This window comes from Baaleninema simplex PCC 7105, from assembly GCF_000332355.1.
GTDB classification, from domain to species: domain Bacteria; phylum Cyanobacteriota; class Cyanobacteriia; order Cyanobacteriales; family Geitlerinemataceae; genus Baaleninema; species Baaleninema simplex.
Genome location: NZ_KB235959.1, coordinates 741662 through 763430 on the forward strand (window position 1 = coordinate 741662; position 21769 = coordinate 763430).

Consider the following 21769-nt stretch of genomic DNA (forward strand, 5'->3'; position numbering starts at 1 on the left):
TGCTGCTCTGGAGAGATTGGATGTTGGCGCTCATGGCGTTGAAGCCTCACAAATCTCTCCATTTTCAACGAGGGCTAGAGGCTCTATCCCTTGTGAGGCAGGGGGTCTAGCTATGTTGTCACCCTCTCAGCGAGTGGGGTTGAACCTCCGAGAAGTTTAACGGCGTTTTGGCTGTGCTGTTACAGCCTGTCACTTGAGACACCGTACAATGATTCACAAAGGCGATCGCTCTCATTGCTATGTTTAGAAAACCGCCGCAACGCATCGAACCCGGTTCGGGTCAAGAATCCGTTTGGGACTATCCCCGTCCTCCCCGACTCGAAGACTCGTCCAAACGCATTCGCGTCGTCTTCAACGGTGAAACCATCGCCGACACCCACCAAGCCAAGCGGGTTCTCGAAACTAGCCATCCCCCGGTTTACTACATTCCCCCAGAGGACATCAAGACAGACTGTCTCGTCAAAACAGCTCGTTCGTCCTTTTGCGAGTGGAAAGGCTCAGCGAGATATTACACCGTTCGAGTGGGCGATCGAACCGCCGAAAATGCAGCTTGGTTTTACCCCGATCCCACTGAAGCCTTTGCGGATTTGCGAGGGTACGTGGCCTTTTATCCGAGTCGTATGGAGGCGTGTTATGTCGAGGACGAACGCGTCAAAGCGCAAGCTGGAGATTTTTACGGCGGTTGGATTACTCACGACATTGTCGGCCCCTTCAAAGGCGAACCGGGAACTTGGGGCTGGTAAGACGGTGTTTTGACCGTTTTGAGGGTCGAGTTAAGGTCTGACGAGGTTTCCCCAAAAGGCTAGACGCCCGTGCTACAGCGGCTCGAACGAGATTTTAAGAAACAGCGTCGCCGGTGGGTCAGGGTGCTGTCGTTCGGTATGGCACTGTGGCTGTCTGTGGCGAATCATCTTTGTGTCGCTCCTTCAACGGCGATCGAACCGTCAGAAGGTTTACAAATCGAACGTTTACAACCCGAGCTGTTCCGAGAAGTGCGATCGCTCCAACAGGAAGGGCGCTATCGACGGGCCGCGTTTCGACTCGGTGAAGCCCTGGGGTTGTCGCGGGAAAGTCTCAGAGCGATCGTCACCGATCGCCAACTCGATCTCCTCGAGGATCTCGAAACCGTTCCCGTCACAACAGAGTGTCTCCTCTGGCTCCAGCAATTCGGAGAGATCTTAATCGAGCTAGGAGCCGTTCGCGCTGCCGAAAAGGTCTTACAAACGGGATTGACCCTCTCCGAACAGTTCGACAATCGCGCCCAGGTCGCCCACCTGTTGGTAAGTTTGGGGAACGCCCACCGCGCCATCGCTCGACGGTATCGCGGTTACGGGCGATCGACCGAATCGGCAAACAAAACCGCCGCGAACTTTTACCGCCAAGCATTACAAATCTCGACTTCCGAGACGGTACGGCGTCGCGCCCGACTGAATCTGCTGAGTTTGGCGACTGAAATCGACGGCGACGTGCGATCGCTACAACGATCGCTCTCCCAAAGTCTCATCGCCCAACCGCCGAGTCGCGACAGTATTACCGAACTGTTGAACTTCGCCCACAGCCTTACCTGTCTGAAGCTGGCGTCTGAGGACAACTCGCGCTCCTTCAATTACGTGTCTCCTCTCGTCCGCCACTGTCGCCCCCCCTCGGCCACCACCGACTCGGTATCTTCGATCGACATTGCAGGATTCCTCAGCCACGCGATCGAGGACTCTCGAACCCTCAACGATCGCTGGGGAGAAGCCTACGCCCTCGGACAGTTAGGGGAACTTTACGAAATCGCCGGACGTTTCGACGACGCCGAAAGGCTAACCCGAGATGCTTTGGCGATCTCTGACGCGATCGACGCCCCCGCGATAACCTATCGCTGGCAGTGGCAACTGGGGCGGTTGTCGTACCAGCGAGGCGATCGCACGGCTGCCCTAAACGCCTATCGTGGCGCGATCGAAACCCTACAAGCCTTGCGTCGAGATATTGCTGCGCTCAACCCCGATTTACAATACGATTTTCGCGACGAAGTCGAACCCGTCTATCGCGAATGGGTGGGGTTGCTACTGGCCGATCCCTCGCCGACTCCCGAGGCACTGACCCAGGCGCGAGATGCCATCGAAGCGTTACAGTTAGCCGAACTCGATAACTTTTTCGGCGATGCGTGCATCGAGGTGGCCGAACGCCAACTGCAAGATCTCGACCCGAACGCGAACGCCATTTATACGATCGTTCTCCCCGACGGGTTGCACCTGATTTTATCGGTTCCCGACCGGCCGTTACGCCACTATCGATCGCCCCTTCCCACTCCCGATTTAGAAACCTTTGCCCACATCGTCCATTAATCTCTAGCTCGCGATTTTAACTGGCAACCCGTTCTCGAAAAAGCCTACGACGTTCTGTTTCGTCCCCTCGAAGCCGACTTACAAACTCGAGAAGGTACGACTCTCGCTTTCGTTCTCGACGGGGCGTTACGGAATATTCCCGTGGCAGCGTTATACGACGGCGATCGCTATTTAATCGAACGGTATGCTATTGCGATCGCCCCGAGTTGGAAACTTCCCCCCTCCGATCCCCTCGACTTCCAACAGTCGAAGTTGTTAGCCGCCGGACGGGCCAGTTTCAGCCAAACAGACTGGACGCAGTTTCCCCACCTCAGCCAAACGACTTGGTCGGATTTGCCCTACGTGCGCGAAGAACTTCAGGCGATCGCGGCTCTGGTTCCCAGTGAAATTCTCTTCGAGGACGAATTTCTCAGCCACCGTCTCGACGCCGCCGTCAACTCCAACCGTTTCGCCGCCGTTCACATTGCCACCCACGCCCAATTCGACGCGTTTGCTGAAAATACCTTCGTTCTCACGTGGAACCGTCCCCTCACCCTCGATCGCTTCGCGCAGATGTTGCAAGGGAACGGGTCTCGCCGTCAAAATCCCCTAGAGTTGTTGGTCTTGAGTGCCTGCGAGACGGCGGAAGGGAGCGATCGCACGGTCTTAGGGTTAGCTGGAATGGGAATTCGTTCCGGGGCACGCAGTACCGTCGGCAGTTTGTGGAACGTCAACGATCGCTCCACCGCACGACTCATGGCGCAGTTTTACCGGATGTTACGCGACCTCAGCCGACAAGAAACCCCCAACAAGGCCGAGGCTTTACGACAAGCCCAACTGGACTTACTCCACAGCGAGAATTTTTCAAGTCCCCACTTTTGGGCGCCGTTCGTCCTCGTGGGACATTGGCGGTGAAGGGAAGCAAGGGAGAGGGGGAGAGAGGGAGAGGGGGAGAAACTGTTATCTGTTCCCTATTCCCTATTCCCTGTTCCCTGTTCCCTGTTCCCTGTTCCCTGTCTTCACTGGCGACTGGTGACTGGTGACTGGTGACTGGTGACTGCTCACTGTAAAAGGTGACTGTCCAAAACGCCACAACATTCGTCAACGCTGCGACCTTCGGTCATGGCTTCGACGAGGGCGTTGTAGGCGTCTTGATGGGTGGAGATGAGGGTTTTGGCTTGGAAAATTGCCCAGCGTTCCCGTTGGACGATGTCGGTGATGGCGGGACGGAGTTGTTTGAAAATCTGCCGCAGTTGCAGGCGATCGCCGTCTCCGCCGATTTCCGTGTCGTTGTGGAGTTGTTCGGCGGCGATTCCTGCCATCCAAACTTTGGCGTAGCGATCGAGCGTTCGGGCTGAAAGGGTTCCTTGTTGCAGTTGTTCGAGGAGGTGGCGATCGTCGAACTGGACGCCGCCGTAGCCGCGATAGCCCCGTTTGACGGCATCCCAGGCATTGAGGGTGTAGTCGGCGATGGGAATGTCGAGAAGATACGCCACGAGGAAATGTCCGGCTTCGTGGCGGACGATGCGATCGCGGCGATCGCTGCTCGTATTGCCCAGCCAATCCAGTAATACCATCGTTCCTTGACCGTTAAAGCCCAAGGTGTCTACGGTGGCGAGTCCCAAAATGCCGAACACTGTGGCGGCGGGAACGACAGGCGAGAGGTTCACCATCGGCCCGATCAGCGTCATCATGGTAATGCTGAAAATGCCGATGGCTAAGACGTTGAGAGAGAGTGAATTCATAAAGCAGATTTTTTTAGGCTTCTTTTATGGTAATGTCAAGTATTTGTTGTAAATTGTAATCATTTTTTTTAAAAAAAGAAAATCGGTTTCTATGGGGGCGTTGCAGACAACGCCCCGGCGACTGGGTTAACCCGCGACAGCCGTTTGGAACCATTCGTGTTCGCGAATCGAGGCGAAATCGTGGTTCGACTGAGCTTGGGCTTTCAAATCGGGATCGAGTTCGATGGCCTTTTTCAAATTTTCGATCGCCTGCTCGCTATAGCCGACGAGGGAGAAACAGCGAGCCTTTCCATACCAACCGTTGGGAAACTCAGGACTGACTTCGATGGCGCGATCGTAGGACGACAGAGCTTCCTCGAACCGTTGCAGTTTGGCGTAAATCGCCCCCCGTTCGCACAGCGGTAACGGATGGCCGCCATCGATTTCAATAGCCTTATCGAAGGCGGCGATCGCCTCAGTATGCTGACCCGCCGCCGCCAGTTCCCGGCCTTGACGCAGGTGCATTTCAAACACGTCCTTGAGGCGAGTTCCCAGCCGCTCTTGCAAATCCATCGAATTTTCGATGGTGTGGCGTGCGTTGTCCATCACGTTTTGTACCGACAACGCCATCGACACCATATCTTTCAACTGTCCCGGTTCCTGGCGTTCGGCTAAAGCGCCCCCACTCCCCGGAAGCGACGCACGAGTCTCGAATTCCGCCTTTAACTCGCGGCTGACTTCGTCTTTGAGGTCGTGGCTGAGGCGATCTTCGACAATTTCCACCACGCGATCGATCGCGTTGCGACGCATCGACCACAACAGAATAATGCCGACGATGGGGAACAGAATCAACAGCAACAGGAGAATATTGAGCAGGTTAAACGTCCAAGCGAAATTGTCGTCGACCGCTTCGTCGATCGCATCCTGTACGAGATCGTTATCTTCGAGGCTTTCTTCAACAATTCTTTCGATTTCCGCACGGTCGATCGCAGCGGGGGCGGGTGCAGCGGCGGGGGCGGTGGGAACGGCGGCCGGAGGCGCGGGCGGTTGTGGAACGGGGGTCGGCGCAGCAGTGGGTTGAGGCGGCGTCACCGTTTGCGGTGGTGGAGTGGTGGGGGTCGCGTTGGGGGGAGTCTGGGCGGTGGCGGCTTCGACGGACACCCAAAGCGTCGAGAGGACGAGGAGCGAAGCGTGCTGAAGTTTCATCAAAATCTCCTTTGTGGATACCCCGCTTGAAATCTGCGATTCAAGCGCGGGAGGAACAAAACGCGGGTCGAGTGGGGTTCGATGTTCCCAAGACCAGCAAATTCGTGTTGGGGGCGAGCAACTGCACTTTAGAAGCGCTGAACTGTCCGAGCCGTTTCCAGTTAATGTCGCTGACAGACACCTGACGAGCATTATCTCCAGAGACCCATCCGAGATATTGGCGTCCTGCCCTGGACGCCCGAACGAAGTCGCCTTTTCTGAATCCGTGCCGGGTGACGGTTCCGCCATACTTGCGACGCGTTCCACCCTTGGCGGGTTGCAGAAGGTGCAACTGTCTCCGACAGATGGGAGGACGGCGAATCACTCGAAACAGTGTGGGAGTAATGCAAACACTACCCTTCCACCGATGTCCGCGAACGTTCGTTCCGTGGAACGACTCATATCGAACGAACTGAGACGACGCCAGGGCAATGCCGTCTACCGCATGGGATTCTGGCGAGGCGTCGTCTTTGTTGCCGGACTTAACCAACCCCAGTTCTCGTCTGAGGTTGGCAGTTTCCCAACCCTGCAACTGCACCACTGGGGCGATTTTTCCCATTTCTCGGATCGCCCAACGCTGCCCCACCATTACGGGAGAAAAACCCCTCCCCGAACGAGCCTTTCGCCGTCCGCTGGTTCGATCGACATCCGCTCGAACGTATTCCCAGACGATGGTAGAAATGGGAAATATCGCCGCCAATTCCCTAACGACTCGTAGTTCGAGTTGTCGGTTGGCACGGATACTCGGTGGGAGCTTATTTTGGCGACGGTTGTTAAACCGCGACGAGCGATGGTTGCGAAACTTAAACGGCGCGTTGCGGTTAATGCGGCGAGACCGTCGAGTCCGTCGCATCGTGCGCCGTTGTTCCATCCGTTTCTTGACCGTCTCGAACGGCAAAATCAGATGTGCCATGAATAGGGTGGCTTTAGCCGATTGCACGGCCACACCCGAAAAGTGCTTGCCGGGGTCTACTTCCACCGCGACTTCTTGGGTCTGGGTGTCGCTCGGCTCAACGGTCAGTTGGACGTAAAACACTCCAACATCTGACCATTTTTTGACAGCTTTTCCCTCTTTAAGCCAACGTCTCGCCCGACTGGGTTGGGTTGGCATCAGAGGAACACCTTCTTTTGATACGACAGGGACTCGCATTTAAGATAATTCTCCATTTGGAGTTGTTGGGTTGCCTCTTCGACCACAGCTATCAAGATGTCCTGTCCGACAGCACCGAGGGATTTCTCGGTTTGGAGAGGGCAGAACTAGAGGAGTATTCTGCCGTCCGTTCCAGATAACTGCTCTGAGGTCTAGTCAATGCTTCTGTTGAGGGATGACCCCCCTCAAGCCCCGATTGGACTGTCTTGTGGTCAATCGCGGGTCATTGACAAGCCTTACCTGATTCGTCGATTATCGTCAATGATGGGGAAATTTATTCGTAAATTAAGGTTTTAAACCGTTCGTCATCCCGAATTCCGTCGAACGCGCGATCGCGTTTCGCGTGTTCTCGATACGGATGGGGGGCTAAACGAACCGCTTCTTCTAACGCAGCGATCGCCGGAGCGACAAAGCCGCCAACGCTATAGCAACAAGCTTTGTTATACCAAACGTCGGGGGCGGTCGGGGCGATGTCCGTGGCGCGATCGAAGGCTGAAATCGCCTCGTCGTACTGTTGGAGTTTCGCCAGGAGGCGACCGAGATAGAACCACGCCGCCGGGTCGTTGGGGGCCAGTTCCGTGGCGCGAACGTAGGACTGTCGGGCGTCTTCGTTCCGTTCGAGGGCGAGTAAAGACGCGCCGCGATTTTTCCAAGCTTCGGCGTAGTCCGGTTTGAGTTGGGCGGCTTTAGCGTAGCAAGGAAGCGCCTGTTCGTGGCGGTTGCTGGCGGCTAGAGCCAAACCGCGATTGTTCCAGGCTTCGGTGTAGTCGGGTTTTTGTTTGACCGCGCGATTGTAGGAGGCGATCGCCTCTTTAAACCGTCCGAGTTCCATCAACGCCAAACCGCGATTGTTCCAGGCTTCGACATAATCGGGTTTGAGTTGTACCGCGCGATCGTAAGAGGTAATCGCCTCCTCAAACTGGCGTAGTTTCGTCAACGCACCCCCTCGGTTGTTCCAGGCTTCGGGATAGTCAAACTTGAATTCCAAGGCGCGATCGTAGGATTCGATCGCCGCCTCGAACCGTTGTAGGTGGAACAGGGCGCTACCGCGATTGCTCCAAGCTTGATGGTAGTCCGATTTGAGGGCGATCGCGCGATCGTAAGCTTCGATAGATTCGGCGTACCGCTGGCTGAAAAACAGGGCGTTTCCTTGGCGACAAAATTCTCGGGCGCTGTCTTCGGCGTTCGTCGCAGATTCAGAAGGGGGAGGCGGCGGAATTCGTTTGACGTTACCCGTTTGGGGCGCGTTTCCGTTTTCGGAGTCCTGAGATTCGATCGCCCCTTCTCCGGGATCGCGTTCTTCGTCTTCCTCGAATACCGCTTTTAGGGTTTGAGGATCTTCGGGTTTCGGGGCTTCTCGGACGGTTTGGGGCGTTTCGTCCTCGTCCTCGAACAACAAACTTATATCGTGAGGGGCGATCGCAGTTTCGTCCTCGTCCTCGTCCGTTTCCTCGAGGATCTCGTCCCTTGGCGAAACGTCTTCGCTGTCGTCCGTCTCTTCGAGAAGATTCGCGATCTCGTCCTGGGGCGGGAGTTCGACAGAATCGGCTTCGCGGTCTGGAGGGGGTGGTAAAATTGCTTCTCCGTCGGGGGGCGGCGCGGGATCGGGCGGTTCTTCGGCCACAAATCGATCGCTCGGGGAACGCTGTACCGAAGGCGATGTCGTCGAGGTCACCACCGGAAGCGGAACTTCCATATTGTGTTGGATGCGATCGAGAACCGTTTGCGCCTCGGCGACTAACGCCGTTAACTCGGACATGGCGTCGGCTTTAAGGCTTTCGAGTTCTCGGGCGTAGGCCGAGGCGCGGTTTTCCAAGCGATTGAGAATCAGCCACACCGCGATCGCGCCGAGAATCGGTAACAACGCCAGGACGACGAACAAGGCGGTAATCGGCGGTCGGTTGGCGGCCACGGCCTCTTCGACTTCGGCGTCGATGCGATCGCGCAACACCGTACTTTCGGCGAGGCTGCGCTCGACGTTTTCTCTGAGAAACTCGCGATCGCGAAACTCTTGCAATTCCGACCGTTCTCGGTCCGAGAGCGTTTCCGTTTCGGCGTTCTGTTCCTCCGTCGTATCGGTCGGTTCGACTTGAGCCATCGAACTTCCCGCAATCAGTGCGATCGAGGCGATCGCTACGGCCAAGTGTGTCGGATACCGCGCCCAACTCATCCGTCGTCCCCTCTTTCAAACCGTTAAAGTATGTTTTGCCCTATTTTCCCGTAGTCTAACCCGTCTGCGATCGCCTCGACTGTACCCAAGATTGCCCTGGGACGGAACCGATACAAACGACCGAAATTTGATAGAATCAAAATTTGTGTTTTATGGGCGTTTTCTGTCAACAGTCCAGTCACCTAGAACTTCGGTCGATGGGCAATGCCCACCCTACCACTGGTGTAAATGCGTAAGTTCTGGCAGAAACCGCCGTGTTGTCAGCCCACCCACCGAGTTTTTCCAAGGAGAAGTCCCCATGGCTCGTATGTACTATGACGAAGATGCCAATCTCGACCTGTTATCTGAGAAAACTGTCGCCATTATCGGTTACGGGTCGCAAGGTCACGCCCACGCCCTCAATTTAAAAGATAGCGGCATCAACGTCATTGTCGGACTGTATCCAGGCAGTAAGTCCGCCCCGAAAGCAAAAGATGCGGGACTGACGGTTTACAGTGTCGCCGAAGCAGCAGAAAAAGCCGATATGATTATGATTCTGCTGCCCGACGAAGTGCAAAAATCCGTTTACACTCAAGAAATCGCCCCCAATCTCAAAGACGGAAATATTCTGGCCTTCGCCCACGGCTTTAACATCCACTTCGGACAAGTGGTTCCCCCGGACAACGTAGATGTCGTGATGATCGCCCCCAAAGGCCCCGGTCACTTAGTCCGTCGCACCTACGAACAAGGAGAAGGGGTTCCCTGTCTGTTCGCCGTGTATCAGGATGCGTCCGGACAAGCCCGCGATCGCGCGATGGCTTACGCAAAAGGAATCGGCGGAACCCGCGCCGGAATCCTCGAAACCACCTTCCGCGAAGAAACTGAAACCGACCTGTTTGGCGAACAAGCGGTTCTCTGCGGCGGTTTGAGCGCCCTCATCAAAACCGGATTTGAAACCCTCGTCGAAGCGGGATATCAGCCGGAACTGGCCTATTTTGAATGCTTGCACGAAGTCAAACTCATCGTGGACTTAGTAGTAGAAGGCGGTTTGGCCACGATGCGCGACAGCATCTCCAACACTGCTGAATACGGCGATTACACCCGTGGACCTCGCGTCGTTACCCCCGAAACCAAAGCAGTGATGAAACAAATTCTCGGGGAAATTCAATCGGGTCAGTTCGCGCGGGAATTCGTATTAGAAAACCAAGCGGGTAAACCGGGCTTTACCGCTATGCGCCGCCAAGAAGCCGAACATCCCATCGAAGAAGTCGGGAAAGACTTGCGGGCGATGTTCTCTTGGTTGAAGAAAAAATAAGTTGAAATAGAGTGTTTTTTCGTGAAGAATTGCCAATTTTGTAGTCAAGAAACTGCGTAATTTCCTTCAATTTTTCTCGAACGGCTTTTTCGAGTTGGTAAGTTTTGGATTGCCAACTGCGAAAACCCCGGTATCTGGAAGATATCGGGGTTTTTTACAGAAAACAGAGAAGAGAGGGGTTCCCAACAGTGTGGTCGATCGCTTTTGGGTGCATCTCAATGGATGTAAAAACACGAAGCTCTGGGTAGGTTGTGCAGACGACCTCCGTAGAACCCAACAGCCGCTCGGAAAGCGTCGATCGGTGCGTAGCACTATCGAGTAGGTCAGCTTGTATCCGATGAATTTACGTTTTTGAGATGCACCCATCGCGTTCGAGATCGACGCAGAAGACCAGAAACCCGGTAACTCCCTCCTATGAAACCCCAATTCTCAGTCCAGAGTCGAGAAAGTTCGATACGCACCCCGCACCGTTTCCCGTATCCTATTATTTACTAAGTTATTGTTTGAAACGTCGAAACTAATGGTCACAGAACGCACAATCCCCACGTCCTATAGCAATACGGCTGAAATCAGCCGGGAAGAAGGGCTGCGAGTCTACGAAGACATGGTTTTAGGGCGCTTCTTCGAGGACAAGTGCGCCGAAATGTACTATCGCGGTAAAATGTTCGGCTTCGTTCACCTCTACAACGGTCAAGAAGCCGTCTCCTCCGGGGTTATCCAAGCCATGCGCCCCGGCGACGATTACGTTTGCAGCACCTACCGCGACCACGTTCACGCTCTCAGTTGCGGTGTTCCCGCCCGTGAAGTGATGGCGGAACTGTTCGGAAAATCCACCGGATGCAGTAAAGGGCGCGGGGGATCGATGCATATGTTCTCGGAACCCCACCGACTCCTCGGCGGTTATGCGTTTGTCGCTGAAGGTATTCCCGTGGCGATGGGGGCGGCGTTCCAAGTGCGCTATCGCAAGGAAGTCATGGGCGATTCCTCTGCAGACCAAGTGGTGGCCTGCTTCTTCGGCGACGGTGCCAGTAACAACGGTCAATTTTTCGAGACCTTGAACATGGCGTCGTTGTGGAAGCTACCGATTATTTTCGTCGTCGAAAACAATAAATGGGCGATCGGGATGGCTCACGACCGGGCCACCTCGCAACCGGAGATTTACAAAAAAGCCAGCGTGTTTAACATGGCTGGGGTCGAAGTGGATGGAATGGACGTGATGGCGGTGCGGGCGGCGGCCCAAGAGGCGGTCGATCGCGCGCGGGCCGGAGAAGGTCCCACGCTCATCGAGGCGTTGACGTACCGCTTCCGGGGACACTCTCTCGCCGACCCGGACGAACTGCGATCGAAAGAGGAGAAGGAAATCTGGTTCTCTCGCGACCCGATTCACCGCTTTGAAAACTACCTGACGGAAGAAAACCTCGCCAGTGCGGAGGAACTCAAGGACATTCAGAAGAAAATTCAAGAGGTCATCGACGACTCGGTGGAATTCGCCGAATCCAGCCCCGAACCCGACCCCAGCGAACTTCGTCGCTTTATCTTTGCCGAAGACGAGTAAGGTTGCTGGAGACGTTTGGCGAGATCCCCGGCATCTTGGAGATGGCGGGGATCTCAAGTGTTGGACGGTCGATCGCTCTATCGCGACATCGCTGCAAGAATTTCGTCGTCGGTGGAGAAGTCCGCGTCGGCTTTATCTCGTCCGTTGGCGAGATAGTCGGTTTGGAAGGAATCTTTCAACCCAGAAATCAGGTCGAATTCCGGCGTCCAGGTCAACTCGTCTTGGGCTTTGCGAACGTCGCAGAAGAAATGTTGCGATCGCAGGGGGAAGGCTTTCCGTTTGCCGAAATCGAACTGCTTGGGATCGTAATGTACCAGTTCCAAGGAATCGGCAGATTTCCCCGCCGCCACCGCACAAGCCCTGGCTAACCCGTCAAACGTAACGTAGCGATCGCCCGAGACGTTGTAAATCTGACCGATGGCGGTTTCGTTGCCCAATACCGCCACCATCGCCTTCGCCAAATCCGCACAATGGCCGAGTTGCGTGATTTGCATTCCGCTACCGGGAATCGGAATCGGGCGATCGCGGACGATGCGATCGAAAAACCAGGCTTCTAAGGGATTGTAATTCAAGGGTCCGTAAATGTATGTCGGACGGATCGAGGTAAAGGGAACCCCCTGTCTGGCAAGATAGTCCTCCGTCTCGAACTTCCCGCAATGGCGACTTTCGGGATCGAGGGCATCCCCTTCTCGGTGGGGCATCTCGTCGGATTTGAGGTAGACTCCCGCCGAACTAACGTAGATGAAATGCTGGATTTTATCTTTAAACAAATCGGCTAACGGTTGCGTGTCCCCGAGTTTGCGGCCGTTGTTGTCGAAAATGGCGTCGAAGGACTCGCCAGAGAGCTTGTCGCGCAACTGTTCGGCGTCCGTGCGATCGCCGTGAATTTCCGAGACACCCTCGACTGGGGCGCTTTTGTTGCCCCGGTTGAACAAGACCACATCGTGGCCGGCGTTGACTAATTGCTTCGTCAGGTAAACCCCGATGAAGCGGGTTCCACCCATCACTAAAATTCGCATCTGATATCCGTTTTATCTCGTAGTCGTTATGACGGCTATCTTACCAAGATGGGTTTGGAGCGAGGCACAATGGAGGCCGACTCGTGCCTTGTCGGAATCGAACGGGGAATCAAACATGGTCAAACGGCTTGTGGTGTTCGCCATCCTGATATCGAGTTTACTGGGGATTGTCGCGCCCGTTCTCGCACAAACCCAAACCAGCGGACGAGACACCGCCCCCGTCGTTCTCGATGGTCTAGAAATTTTCGAGGTGAGTGCGTCGGGAGGCTTTGCAGCCGAAGAGCGGGCCGATCGCACTAACGAAATTCTCCAAAACGCCAGAGAAGACGCGTCTCGAACCGTTGAAATTGCAACCCTCAACGGAAGCACGACGTTACGACTCGACGACGTTCACCTCGTCACGGTTACTGAAAGCGATATCATGCCAGGAATTTCGATCGCCGAACAAGCCCAGATTTGGAAGCAGGCGATCGAAACTGCCTTAGAACGCGCCAAACTCGAACGAACGTCCGAATACGTGAGGCGATCGCTGCAAACCGTTTTTCGCGTTCTCGCCGTTCTCATTGTCGTGCAACTTATCTTGTGGGTGCTTCAGCGGGAGTTATTGCGCCGCCAACGCCGAACCCCCGTCCCCCCCGCGCAACGCAAACGCCAGCAGGTGTTTCAACTGCTCCTCAACGGCGTTCGGAGCCTGTTATGGTTGGGTTTCGCCTATTGGTCGATAGGTTTGTTTCCCATCTCGCGAAGCGTCCGCTACCATGTGGTTTCGACTTTTACCGAACCGATCGTTCCCTTTGGCGATCGCTACTGTTCGATTTTGGATTTGTTGCTGTTGCTGGGGGCGATCGTCGTCCTGTGGGTGGTGGTGGGATGGTTCGCCAACTGGTTTAAATCGCAAATCCTCCAAATCGCCGACGATCGCAACGTTCGTGACGCCCTTGGGGTCTTAGTTCGCGCGGGAGTGACGTTTATCGGAATTTTGGCGATTTTGCAAAGTTGGGGAATCGATATCGCGTCTTTGGCGGTGGTGGCCAGTGCAGTGGGGGTCGGCGTCGGCTTCGGTTTGCAAAACATCGCCAACAACTTTATCAGCGGTATTATCATCGCCTTCAACCGTCCGATTCAAGTGGGGGATTTCGTTCGAGTTGGCGATCTCGTGGGAACTGTCGAACGCATCGGATCGCGCAGTACAGAAATTGTTACCCTCGATCGCGTTTCGATTATCGTCCCCAACTCCCGATTTCTCGAACAGGAAATTATCAACTGGACGCACGGAAATCCCATCACTCGCTTACAGGTTCCGGTGGGTGTGGCTTACGGTTCGGACGTTCGTTTAGTTCGTAAAGCGTTGTTAGAAGCGGCGAGAAGCCATCCCGAGCTTTTACGCTATCCCGCCCCGCAAGTTTGGTTTCAGGCATTTGGGGACAGTTCTCTCAATTTCGATTTGTTTGTTTGGATTCGCGAACCGCAGAAACAGTTTAAGTACCGCAACGAGTTGAACTATCGGATTTATGGGAGTTTAGAAAAATACGACATCGAAATTCCTTTTCCCCAGCGAGATTTACATTTAAAATCGCCCAAACTCGATCGCGCGGTATCGGCTTGGATGCGTCAGACGGGAGTTTCTGAGTTTGAGGTGGAGGAAACAACGATGCCCATGCCACAGATGTCGATCGAGCCTGTAACCGCCGCGTCAGACTTCGATTTTGAGGACGATCGCTGCGATCTCGAGTGTTTGGATTTAGACGAACTGGTCAAGCAAATGCGGGGTTCCGAGGGGGTGGCGATCGCCACGCGACGTTTTGGCTTGAGAACCTATCCGAAAACCTTTGTGGGAACGGAGGCGGTAGCATGGTTGATGCAAACCCAAAAATCCAGTATGAAAGGGGCAATTCAGTTAGGACAACTGTTAATCGATCGGGGCATTATCCATCACGTCCACGACGAACACGATTTTAAAAACGAACGACTCTTTTATCGCTTTTACCAAGACGAGTAATTCTCGTGTTTCTAACGAACTATAGGGATAGAAAAGCGAAAGGTACTCCCCCGTCCGAGTTCGCTTTCGACTTCAATTTGTCCCCCTTGAAGTTCCACCAATCGCCGGGTAATCGCTAACCCGATTCCCGTTCCGCCGGAATGACGACAGCGCGATCGCTCGGCCCGCCAAAAGCGATCGAACACGTGAGGTAAATCTTCTGGAGAAATCCCAATTCCCGTATCGTTGACTTCTACCCACACCATTGAATCCCGACACCCGGCTCGAACGCAGATTTTCCCGTTATCGGAGTAGCGTACCGCGTTTCCGATTGCAAAATATCGCTAATATTCCCAATCACCCGCCGCAGATACCTCGAACTCTCGACCGATAACCTATCAGCGCGGTCAGTGTGCATTGGGGCGGTTAGCCCATGACTGTAGCTACTCACGATTTCCTGTGGAATTCGCTTGGGGTGGATCGATCCGATTGACCCAAAGTGCTGTTGGAATCATCGGCAACATCGGCAACAAGCAAATCAGCCATTGGTTCCAGGTCAGGGGGGCTGTGGCAAACAAGACGTTCATCACACCCCACTGGCTAAACAGCACTTGCAGGACGCTAGCAGTGGCGATTCCCAAGAGCAGGATCGGAGCATTGGCGATCGCACTCATTTGACCGCGCAAATATTGCCCAACGTTTGACCCCAACTGGCTGATGCCGATCAGATAAACAATTCGTGCGGCAACCAGGGCTTGAATCGCCATAGTCCGCGCCACTGCGATATCCCCTGTCGTTGCCCGCGCCCATTCAAACAGTCCAAAAATCAAAATCCAATTGAACACCGACACCACCAGAATGCGACGGAACAGTGTTGGGGTGAGTAACGGTTCGTTGGGGTCGCGAGGCGGCTGTTGCATCACCCCCTTAGATTTGGGTTCAAAGGCAAGGGGAACCGTCATAGTAATGGAGTTGATCATATTGAGCCAGAGGACTTGCAGGGACAAAATTGGCAACTCCCGCACCAGCAAGGCACTGATTAAAATCGTCATAGATTCCCCGCCATTCACCGGCAGGAGAAAGGCGATCGCCTTGCGCAAGTTCTGGTAAACCGTGCGTCCTTCTTCGACGGCAGCTTCGATCGAGGCAAAATTATCATCTGTCAATAACATCGCGGCGGATTCGCGGGCAACTTCCGTGCCGCCTTTGCCCATAGCAATGCCAATATCCGCCTGCTTGAGGGCTGGGGCGTCGTTCACCCCATCTCCCGTCATGGCGACGATATTGCCTCTGGATTGGAGCGCTTCCACGAGTTGGAGCTTTTGCGCGGGGGCTACTCTGGCAAAGACAGATCCCTCGACGGCAGCATTGTGAATCTCTGGCTCACTCATTTGTGCTAACTGTTGTCCGGTAAAGGCAACAAAACCTGAGTCCGCTTGAATCCCCATGCGTTGGGCGATCGTCCGTGCTGTGGCAATGTGATCGCCCGTAATCATCTTGACTTGAATCCCGGCAGACTGACAAGCATGAACCGCCGCGATCGCCTCCGGACGGGGCGGATCGATCGCGCCCTGTAGTCCCAGAAACACCAAATCGGTCGCGATGTCCTCATGGTCGATCGCGTGCTGATGGGTTGCTGCCGTTTTTTGAGCAAATGCCAGCACCCGTAACCCCTGCCCTGCCATGTCATCGACTTCCCGCTCGATCTCAGCTGCATCGAGGGGAATCTCCTGTCCTCGGGGATCGAGCCTCTGGTTACACCGACGCAGCAATGCTTCTACCGATCCCTTCACGTAAATCATCCGGGGTCGAGCATCATGTAGCGTTGCCATGTACTGATACTCAGACTCAAAGGGAATGGCATCCATGCGAGGGGTTGCAGCCGCGAGTCCTGCTTGACTCAACTCTGCTTTTTCCGCTGCGGTAATCAAAGCTCCTTCCGTTGGGTCGCCCACCACCGACCAACCGGCCTCCGTTTGTTGGAGCTGGGAGTCGTTGCAGAGAACACCTGCCATCAAACATTGGGCTAACGCCGGTGGCAATTCCGCTTCATCCAGCGCCACCTCGCTGCCGTTGTCGATCCGGGTTATCTCACCTTTGGGACTGTAGCCCCCTCCACTGACGCGATAGTGTTGCCCCCCGGCATAAATGGCCTGAACCGTCATCTGGTTTTCCGTGAGCGTCCCGGTTTTATCGGAACAAATCACGGTGGCACTGCCCAATGCCTCCACTGCCGGCAATTTGCGAATGATGGCATGGCGTTTCGCCATCCGGTTCACACCGATCGCCAAAGTAATTGTTACGACCGCAGGTAAGCCTTCGGGAATCGCACTGACTGCTAAGGCGACTGCTGCCTCGAACTCATCGACCCAGGATGCACCCTGCCCCAACCCTACCGCAAAAGTGAAGGCTGCCAAGGTCAAGATGGCGTAGAGCAGAGTGCGGCTAAATTTCTCAAACTTCCGGGTCAGCGGGGTACTGAGGTTGACGCGATTTTCCATCGAGCGCGAAATCTGACCCATCTCAGTGGCGTTGGCGGTGGCGACGACGATGCCTTGCCCCTGTCCGAAGGTGATAAAACTGCCTGCATAAGCCATGTTGCTCCGTTCGGCGAGGGGAGTCTCTTCAGGAAGGACTTGGGTAGATTTCTCAACCGGAACGGATTCCCCCGTCAGGGCAGATTCATCTACCTGTAAGTTGCGTACCCGCAGCAACCGCAAATCTGCCGGGACTTTATCGCCCGATGCCAGCACGACTAAATCTCCTGGCACTAAATCCCGCGAGGGTATCCGCAGGGGTTGACCTTCACGCAGGACGGTGGTTTCAGTAGTGACCGCTTTGGCTAGAGATGCGATCGCTCCTTCTGCCTTGGCTTCTTGTACATAGCCAATGATGGCGTTAATCAGCGTCACGCCCCAAATTACCCAAGCATTCGTCCACGACCCTAAAAACGCTTTAACGGCTCCAGCCAGGAGCAAAATGTAGAGGAGTGGCTGATTAAATTGCAGTAAGAACCTTAGCCACGCAGGTTTTCCAGGCTGAAATTGCAGTTCGTTCCAGCCATACTGCTCGTAACGACGAGCCACTTCCTCAGGGGTTAAACCACTTTCTGCACTGCTGCCCAAACTTTTGATAATTTCATGGTCGGGAAGTGCATGAAAAGAACTTGAATGCGAGTGAACGATCGTCACATCCTCCAATTCTTAGAGCTAATTTCTAAAGTAGATATTAGGGGATCTTCCAGAATGTTCATAGCCAACGAGACGTTAAGATCGGCTTAAACCCTCGAACAGCAGGAGATTCAGGAAAACGAAGGTAGTGATGAGGAGTAAGGCTACTTGGATTCTTACATCCTTGCCACATAAGGATTTTGGCTGACCTGCATCATTAGAGTGCAGCACTACCATCGCTTTTACCAAGACGAGTAATTCTCGTGTTTCTAACGAACTATAGGGATAGAAAAGCGAAAGGTACTCCCCCGTCCGAGTTCGCTTTCGACTTCAATTTGTCCCCCTTGAAGTTCCACCAGTCGCCGGGTAATCGCTAACCCGATTCCCGTTCCGCCGGAATGACGACAGCGCGATCGCTCGGCCCGCCAAAAGCGATCGAACACGTGAGGTAAATCTTCTGGAGAAATCCCAATTCCCGTATCGTTGACTTCTACCCATACCATAGAACCGCGACACTCCGCTCGCACGCAAATTTTACCGTCATCGGAATAGCGGACGGCGTTTCCCAGCAAGTTGACGAGAATTTGTTCGGTGCGATCGCGATCGGCCCGAACGTCCGGTAAATCCTCGGGACAGTCTAAGTACAAACTCAACTCTTCGGGAAGTTGTTCGCAGAGGCGATCGACTAAAGACTCCAGCAACGGCTGCAACTGCATCGGTTTAGCATTGATGGTGAGATATCCGGCTTCGGCTTTCGAGAGTTCTTGGAGATCGTTCACCAGCCGTTCGAGGCGTCGAGTTTCCCTGGCGAGTTTGTAGTAAGTTTCCGGGGTGGGATCGAGGCGTCCGTCGGCGAGTTCTTCGAGATAGCCTCGCATCACCGTCAGCGGCGTTCGCAGTTCGTGGGTCATGTCGCTGATGAGGGTACGGCGACGCTGCTCGATATCGATGATGCTGTCCGCCATGCGGTTGAAACTGAGGCTGAGTTGGTTAAATTCGGGAATTTCACTTTTAGGCATCCGTTCGTCGAACTCTCCGGCGGCGAATTTCTGCGTAATTTGTCGCATTCGCCGCAAGGGTTGGGTAATGCGTTTGGAGAGCCAATAGCTGAGGAGTCCGGCGGCGGAAGCTCCCGTGATGACCGACCAAAAGGTGCTGCGATTCCAGGCGATTTCAAAGCCTTTGACGAGATAGGTCTTAACCGAACGCACGCTGAAAAATTCGGTGTGTTCCATGCGTTCGATTTGCAGGAGGAATTGACGCGGAGAGTAGATTTTGCTAATGAGGATAAAACTCCCTAAGCCGACGAGCATTACGAGGAGATGAGAGAGGAACAAGCCTCGTCTGACGTTGAATTTAACCATTTTAGAGGGGTTTGGGGGGTTCACCACAGAGGCACAGAGGACACGGAGAATTAGAGGGCTTGAATGGGGGCATCTCAATGGATGTAAAAACATGAGTTTTGGCTAAGTTGGGTAGAACCCAACACCCGCTCGGAAAGCGGCAGCGGTGCGTGGCACTATCGAGTACGGAAGCTCGTATCCAATGAATTTACCTTGTTGAGATGCACCCGCTTGAATACGAAATTTTAATTTTGTTTTAAGTTATATTTTATGCGATTTTCATAAAAAATGTCGAGTTACTTGAGGATTTTTCGAGCAATCGGGTAGTCAGATCCCTGCCATCTTCAAGCTGCCGGAGATCTCAATCCACAAATTTTATTTATTGAATTTATTGATTTTTTGAAAATTACAACGATCGATGTTTAAATGTTAATTTAATCGAGATTTGTCAGTCGAAAAATTTTTAAAATTTATCAAAAAAAACAAATGAATTATCAAAAATTAAAACACCCGAAAAAATCTGATTCCCCGTTCCCCGTTCCCGATTCCCTTTTTGTCCCGATTTTGTTACACAACTGATTTAGGGTTGCTATAGCAGTGCCAAATGAGTCCTCAAAAATTAAAACACCCGAAAAAATCTGATTCCCCGTTCCCCGTTCCCCGTTCCCCGTTCCCGATTCCCTTTTTGTCCCGATTTTGTTACACAACTGATTTAGGGTTGCTATAGTAATGTTTGATGTCATCTCCCGAACACGAGTTACTGAAAACGGCTATTGCTCGGCTTTTGGAGTGCTGTGCGGAAGCAATGGATACTCCACGTCACAGGTACAGTTCGACGACGTTTCGACGAGACGTCAAGGCGAAGGGTTGGGAGCTGGTTGAATGTTATTGTGTGGGCGAGCTGAAAGAGATTCCCGATTTTGCTGAGGGAAAATAGAGGATAGGTCTTTTTCCGTTCGCATATTGTTTAGGAGACCCAAATTATGAGCAACACGAGTAATTTCAGAGAAGCTTGGATGCAGGCTCGCGGAAACGCGATCGTCGGTCCGAACGTCGTCGCCAACGCCCTCCCCTTCCTCGGAGGTGGGTTAGTGCTGACAGCGGCGGGAACTTACGGCGGACTCGCTGTTTTGAGCAGCAATCCCGGCATTTTTATGCCCACCTTCTGGGTGGCGTTGATTGTTGAAATCGTCCTGTTTTTCGTCGTGCGCGGCATTGCCGAAAAAGCAAACAACAGCGTCGCTTTACCGCTGCTGGCCACCTATAGCCTGCTGTCTGGCTACACTCTCAGCGGTTTGGTGGCCTTGGCTCTGGCCACTCCCGGCGTCGGCATTACGGGCATCGGTATCGCGGCTTTAGGATGTGGCGTTACCTTCATCGCCGCTCGTCAAATCGGGTCGAACCTGTCTGAAGAAGACGGGATGGCACTGACGAAAACCATTCAACTCGGTGTCATCGCCCTGTTAGTGGTGTTAGTCGGACAACTCCTGTTTTCCCTGTTCGGCGTGTTCACCCCCACCTGGCTCGAAGTCGGAATTTCTGGCTTCGGCACTTTACTGTTTGTCGGCGTGGCGGTGGTGGACTTCTTCGTACTGCCTCGTACTTACCGCAACGAACAGTATCTCTCGGCAGCCCTGTCGATGTATCTAACGTACATCAACCTGTTTATTTTCATCTTGCGGCTGCTAATCGCGCTCAACAGCCGCGACTAGGTGGCTGACCGTCACCCGTTCGGGACTTGACGGCTAAAACGATACAAACCCCGACCTCCGGTATCTCGTCGATATTGGGGGTCTTTATTTACTGTAAGGCGCGACGACCGTTCTCAGGTCACGTTCTCACCATGTCATAACAAATTGCAAAACGCCGATCGATTGTCTACCGAAAGAAGGATGTAAACAGCCATGCTTTTTTCTGCAATGGAAATAGATATAGACAAATTCGAGGTGTTTACTTTTATGACGATTTCGATCGCTTCCTTTATTCAATCTGAGCTAGAAGATTTAACTCAAATCGATCGCGATCCCTGTGTATCTCTCTATATGCCGACACACCCGGCGGGAGCGCCATCGGTACGAGAAGATCCGGTACGTTTAAAAAACCTCGTCAGCGAAGCGGAACGACAACTCCAAGAGCGAGGTTTACCGAGATCGACGATCGACAACATCCTGAAACCTGCCAGACAACTCATCCAACCGGAAAATCGGAATTTTTGGCAATCCCAAAATCAAGGACTGGCCTTGTTTTTGACTGAAGGAACGTCCTACCATTATCGCCTTCCCCAGAGCTTCGAGCCGTTGGCGGTCGTCGGAAATCGTTTCTACCTCAAGCCTCTGTTCGGTCTGTTGTCTGAGGACGGACATTTTTACATTTTGGCCTTGAGTCTCAATGGCGTCCGCCTATGTCGGGCGACTCAACACCATATTGAAGAACTCAGCTTCGATCGCGCCCCCCAAGGTCTGGCGGAGGCTCTGCAATACGACGATCCCGAAAAACAGGTACAGATCTATACGGGCGGTTCGAGTACCACTGTGCGCTACGGACAAGGGGCAGCTGCGAGCGATCGTAAAGAGACGATTCACCGGTATTTCCAACAGGTCGATCGCGCGGTTTGCGAGACACTGGGACACTCGAACCGTCCTCTCGTCTTAGCAGGTGTCGATTACCTACTACCGATTTATCGAGAGGTCAACAGCTACCCGACCCTTCTCGAAAAAGGCATTGAAGCCCACATTCCGCACTTCAACTTGTAGTACGCCAAGTAGCACGAGAAGGGGATGAAATTAGTCGGGAGTTGGTTAGGGATTAAGAC

The 21769-nt window shown here is 53.8% G+C and carries 15 protein-coding genes and 1 pseudogene; 8 read left to right on the plus strand and 8 right to left on the minus strand.

What is annotated here, in order from left to right; all coding sequences use genetic code 11:
* The first annotated feature begins 239 nt into the window (after window positions 1-239).
* The 3 genes and pseudogenes from GEI7105_RS0123340 to GEI7105_RS33890 all read left to right on the plus strand — a co-directional run.
* The gene (locus GEI7105_RS0123340) at window positions 240-743 is read left to right on the plus strand and encodes a DUF427 domain-containing protein (protein WP_017662822.1); all 504 of its coding nucleotides are present in this window, start codon (window positions 240-242) and stop codon (window positions 741-743) included.
* Window positions 744-812: 69 nt separating this feature from the next.
* Window positions 813-2330, plus strand: coding sequence for a hypothetical protein (locus GEI7105_RS33885; protein ID WP_144054003.1), 1518 nt, complete (start codon window positions 813-815; stop codon window positions 2328-2330).
* Window positions 2331-2366: 36 nt separating this feature from the next.
* A pseudogene (locus tag GEI7105_RS33890) lies at window positions 2367-3224 on the plus strand (CHAT domain-containing protein); the annotation flags it as partial.
* Window positions 3225-3370: 146 nt separating this feature from the next.
* Here GEI7105_RS33890 and GEI7105_RS0123355 read toward each other — a convergent pair.
* The 4 genes from GEI7105_RS0123355 to GEI7105_RS33900 form a co-directional block, all read right to left on the minus strand.
* Window positions 3371-4054 carry a hypothetical protein gene (locus tag GEI7105_RS0123355; protein WP_017662825.1) on the minus strand — a complete coding sequence of 228 codons (684 nt, stop codon included), beginning with the start codon at window positions 4052-4054 and terminating at the stop codon, window positions 3371-3373.
* A 126-nt stretch (window positions 4055-4180) separates the two neighbouring features.
* On the minus strand, window positions 4181-5239 hold the full coding sequence (locus GEI7105_RS33895; RefSeq protein ID WP_017662826.1) for a tetratricopeptide repeat protein: 1059 nt from the start codon (window positions 5237-5239) through the stop codon (window positions 4181-4183).
* A gap of 40 nt (window positions 5240-5279) precedes the next feature.
* Window positions 5280-6428 (minus strand): RRXRR domain-containing protein, encoded by a 1149-nt coding sequence (locus tag GEI7105_RS0123365; protein WP_017662827.1) that lies wholly within the window; start codon window positions 6426-6428, stop codon window positions 5280-5282.
* Between the two features lie 274 nt (window positions 6429-6702).
* On the minus strand, window positions 6703-8598 hold the full coding sequence (locus GEI7105_RS33900; protein ID WP_017662828.1) for a tetratricopeptide repeat protein: 1896 nt from the start codon (window positions 8596-8598) through the stop codon (window positions 6703-6705).
* 298 nt (window positions 8599-8896) lie between these two features.
* Here GEI7105_RS33900 and ilvC point away from each other — a divergent pair, with 298 nt between their 5' ends.
* Window positions 8897-9892 carry a ketol-acid reductoisomerase gene (gene ilvC / locus GEI7105_RS0123375; protein WP_026097909.1) on the plus strand — a complete coding sequence of 332 codons (996 nt, stop codon included), beginning with the start codon at window positions 8897-8899 and terminating at the stop codon, window positions 9890-9892.
* 520 nt (window positions 9893-10412) lie between these two features.
* On the plus strand, window positions 10413-11447 hold the full coding sequence (gene pdhA, locus GEI7105_RS0123380; protein WP_017662830.1) for a pyruvate dehydrogenase (acetyl-transferring) E1 component subunit alpha: 1035 nt from the start codon (window positions 10413-10415) through the stop codon (window positions 11445-11447).
* A gap of 77 nt (window positions 11448-11524) precedes the next feature.
* Here pdhA and GEI7105_RS0123385 read toward each other — a convergent pair whose 3' ends face one another.
* Window positions 11525-12466 carry an NAD-dependent epimerase/dehydratase family protein gene (locus GEI7105_RS0123385; protein ID WP_017662831.1) on the minus strand — a complete coding sequence of 314 codons (942 nt, stop codon included), beginning with the start codon at window positions 12464-12466 and terminating at the stop codon, window positions 11525-11527.
* A gap of 115 nt (window positions 12467-12581) precedes the next feature.
* Between GEI7105_RS0123385 and GEI7105_RS0123390 the strand changes: the two genes are divergently transcribed.
* Entirely contained in the window at window positions 12582-14465 is a 1884-nt protein-coding gene (locus GEI7105_RS0123390) for a mechanosensitive ion channel domain-containing protein (RefSeq protein ID WP_017662832.1), read from the plus strand.
* Between the two features lie 11 nt (window positions 14466-14476).
* On the opposite strand, the gene GEI7105_RS0123395 is transcribed toward GEI7105_RS0123390, so the two are convergent.
* The 3 genes from GEI7105_RS0123395 to GEI7105_RS0123405 all read right to left on the minus strand — a co-directional run bounded on the left by GEI7105_RS0123395 (window position 14477) and on the right by GEI7105_RS0123405 (window position 18978).
* Window positions 14477-14776 carry a sensor histidine kinase gene (locus GEI7105_RS0123395; protein WP_342662861.1) on the minus strand — a complete coding sequence of 100 codons (300 nt, stop codon included), beginning with the start codon at window positions 14774-14776 and terminating at the stop codon, window positions 14477-14479.
* A gap of 111 nt (window positions 14777-14887) precedes the next feature.
* Window positions 14888-17644: a cation-transporting P-type ATPase gene (locus GEI7105_RS0123400; RefSeq protein WP_017662834.1), complete on the minus strand. Its 2757-nt coding sequence runs from the start codon at window positions 17642-17644 to the stop codon at window positions 14888-14890.
* A 239-nt stretch (window positions 17645-17883) separates the two neighbouring features.
* Window positions 17884-18978, minus strand: coding sequence for a sensor histidine kinase (locus tag GEI7105_RS0123405; RefSeq protein WP_017662835.1), 1095 nt, complete (start codon window positions 18976-18978; stop codon window positions 17884-17886).
* Window positions 18979-19940: 962 nt separating this feature from the next.
* Between GEI7105_RS0123405 and GEI7105_RS0123410 the strand changes: the two genes are divergently transcribed.
* Both GEI7105_RS0123410 and GEI7105_RS32135 read left to right on the plus strand, forming a co-directional pair.
* Window positions 19941-20669, plus strand: a complete 729-nt coding sequence (locus GEI7105_RS0123410) for a Bax inhibitor-1/YccA family protein (protein ID WP_017662837.1) — start codon at window positions 19941-19943, stop codon at window positions 20667-20669.
* A gap of 192 nt (window positions 20670-20861) precedes the next feature.
* On the plus strand, window positions 20862-21710 hold the full coding sequence (locus GEI7105_RS32135) for a baeRF7 domain-containing protein (protein ID WP_017662838.1): 849 nt from the start codon (window positions 20862-20864) through the stop codon (window positions 21708-21710).
* Window positions 21711-21769: the final 59 nt, after the last annotated feature.

Excerpts from the sequence above, each read along its gene's own strand:
- GEI7105_RS0123340 (WP_017662822.1), top strand. The coding sequence starts at position 240 with ATGTTTAGAAAACCGCCGCAACGCATCGAACCCGGTTCGGGTCAAGAA.
- GEI7105_RS0123355 (WP_017662825.1), bottom strand. The coding sequence starts at position 4,054 with ATGAATTCACTCTCTCTCAACGTCTTAGCCATCGGCATTTTCAGCATT.
- GEI7105_RS33895 (WP_017662826.1), bottom strand. The coding sequence starts at position 5,239 with ATGAAACTTCAGCACGCTTCGCTCCTCGTCCTCTCGACGCTTTGGGTG.
- GEI7105_RS0123365 (WP_017662827.1), bottom strand. The coding sequence starts at position 6,428 with ATGCGAGTCCCTGTCGTATCAAAAGAAGGTGTTCCTCTGATGCCAACC.
- GEI7105_RS33900 (WP_017662828.1), bottom strand. The coding sequence starts at position 8,598 with ATGAGTTGGGCGCGGTATCCGACACACTTGGCCGTAGCGATCGCCTCG.
- ilvC (WP_026097909.1), top strand. The coding sequence starts at position 8,897 with ATGGCTCGTATGTACTATGACGAAGATGCCAATCTCGACCTGTTATCT.
- pdhA (WP_017662830.1), top strand. The coding sequence starts at position 10,413 with ATGGTCACAGAACGCACAATCCCCACGTCCTATAGCAATACGGCTGAA.
- GEI7105_RS0123385 (WP_017662831.1), bottom strand. The coding sequence starts at position 12,466 with ATGCGAATTTTAGTGATGGGTGGAACCCGCTTCATCGGGGTTTACCTG.
- GEI7105_RS0123390 (WP_017662832.1), top strand. The coding sequence starts at position 12,582 with ATGGTCAAACGGCTTGTGGTGTTCGCCATCCTGATATCGAGTTTACTG.
- GEI7105_RS0123405 (WP_017662835.1), bottom strand. The coding sequence starts at position 18,978 with ATGGTTAAATTCAACGTCAGACGAGGCTTGTTCCTCTCTCATCTCCTC.
- GEI7105_RS0123410 (WP_017662837.1), top strand. The coding sequence starts at position 19,941 with ATGAGCAACACGAGTAATTTCAGAGAAGCTTGGATGCAGGCTCGCGGA.
- GEI7105_RS32135 (WP_017662838.1), top strand. The coding sequence starts at position 20,862 with ATGCTTTTTTCTGCAATGGAAATAGATATAGACAAATTCGAGGTGTTT.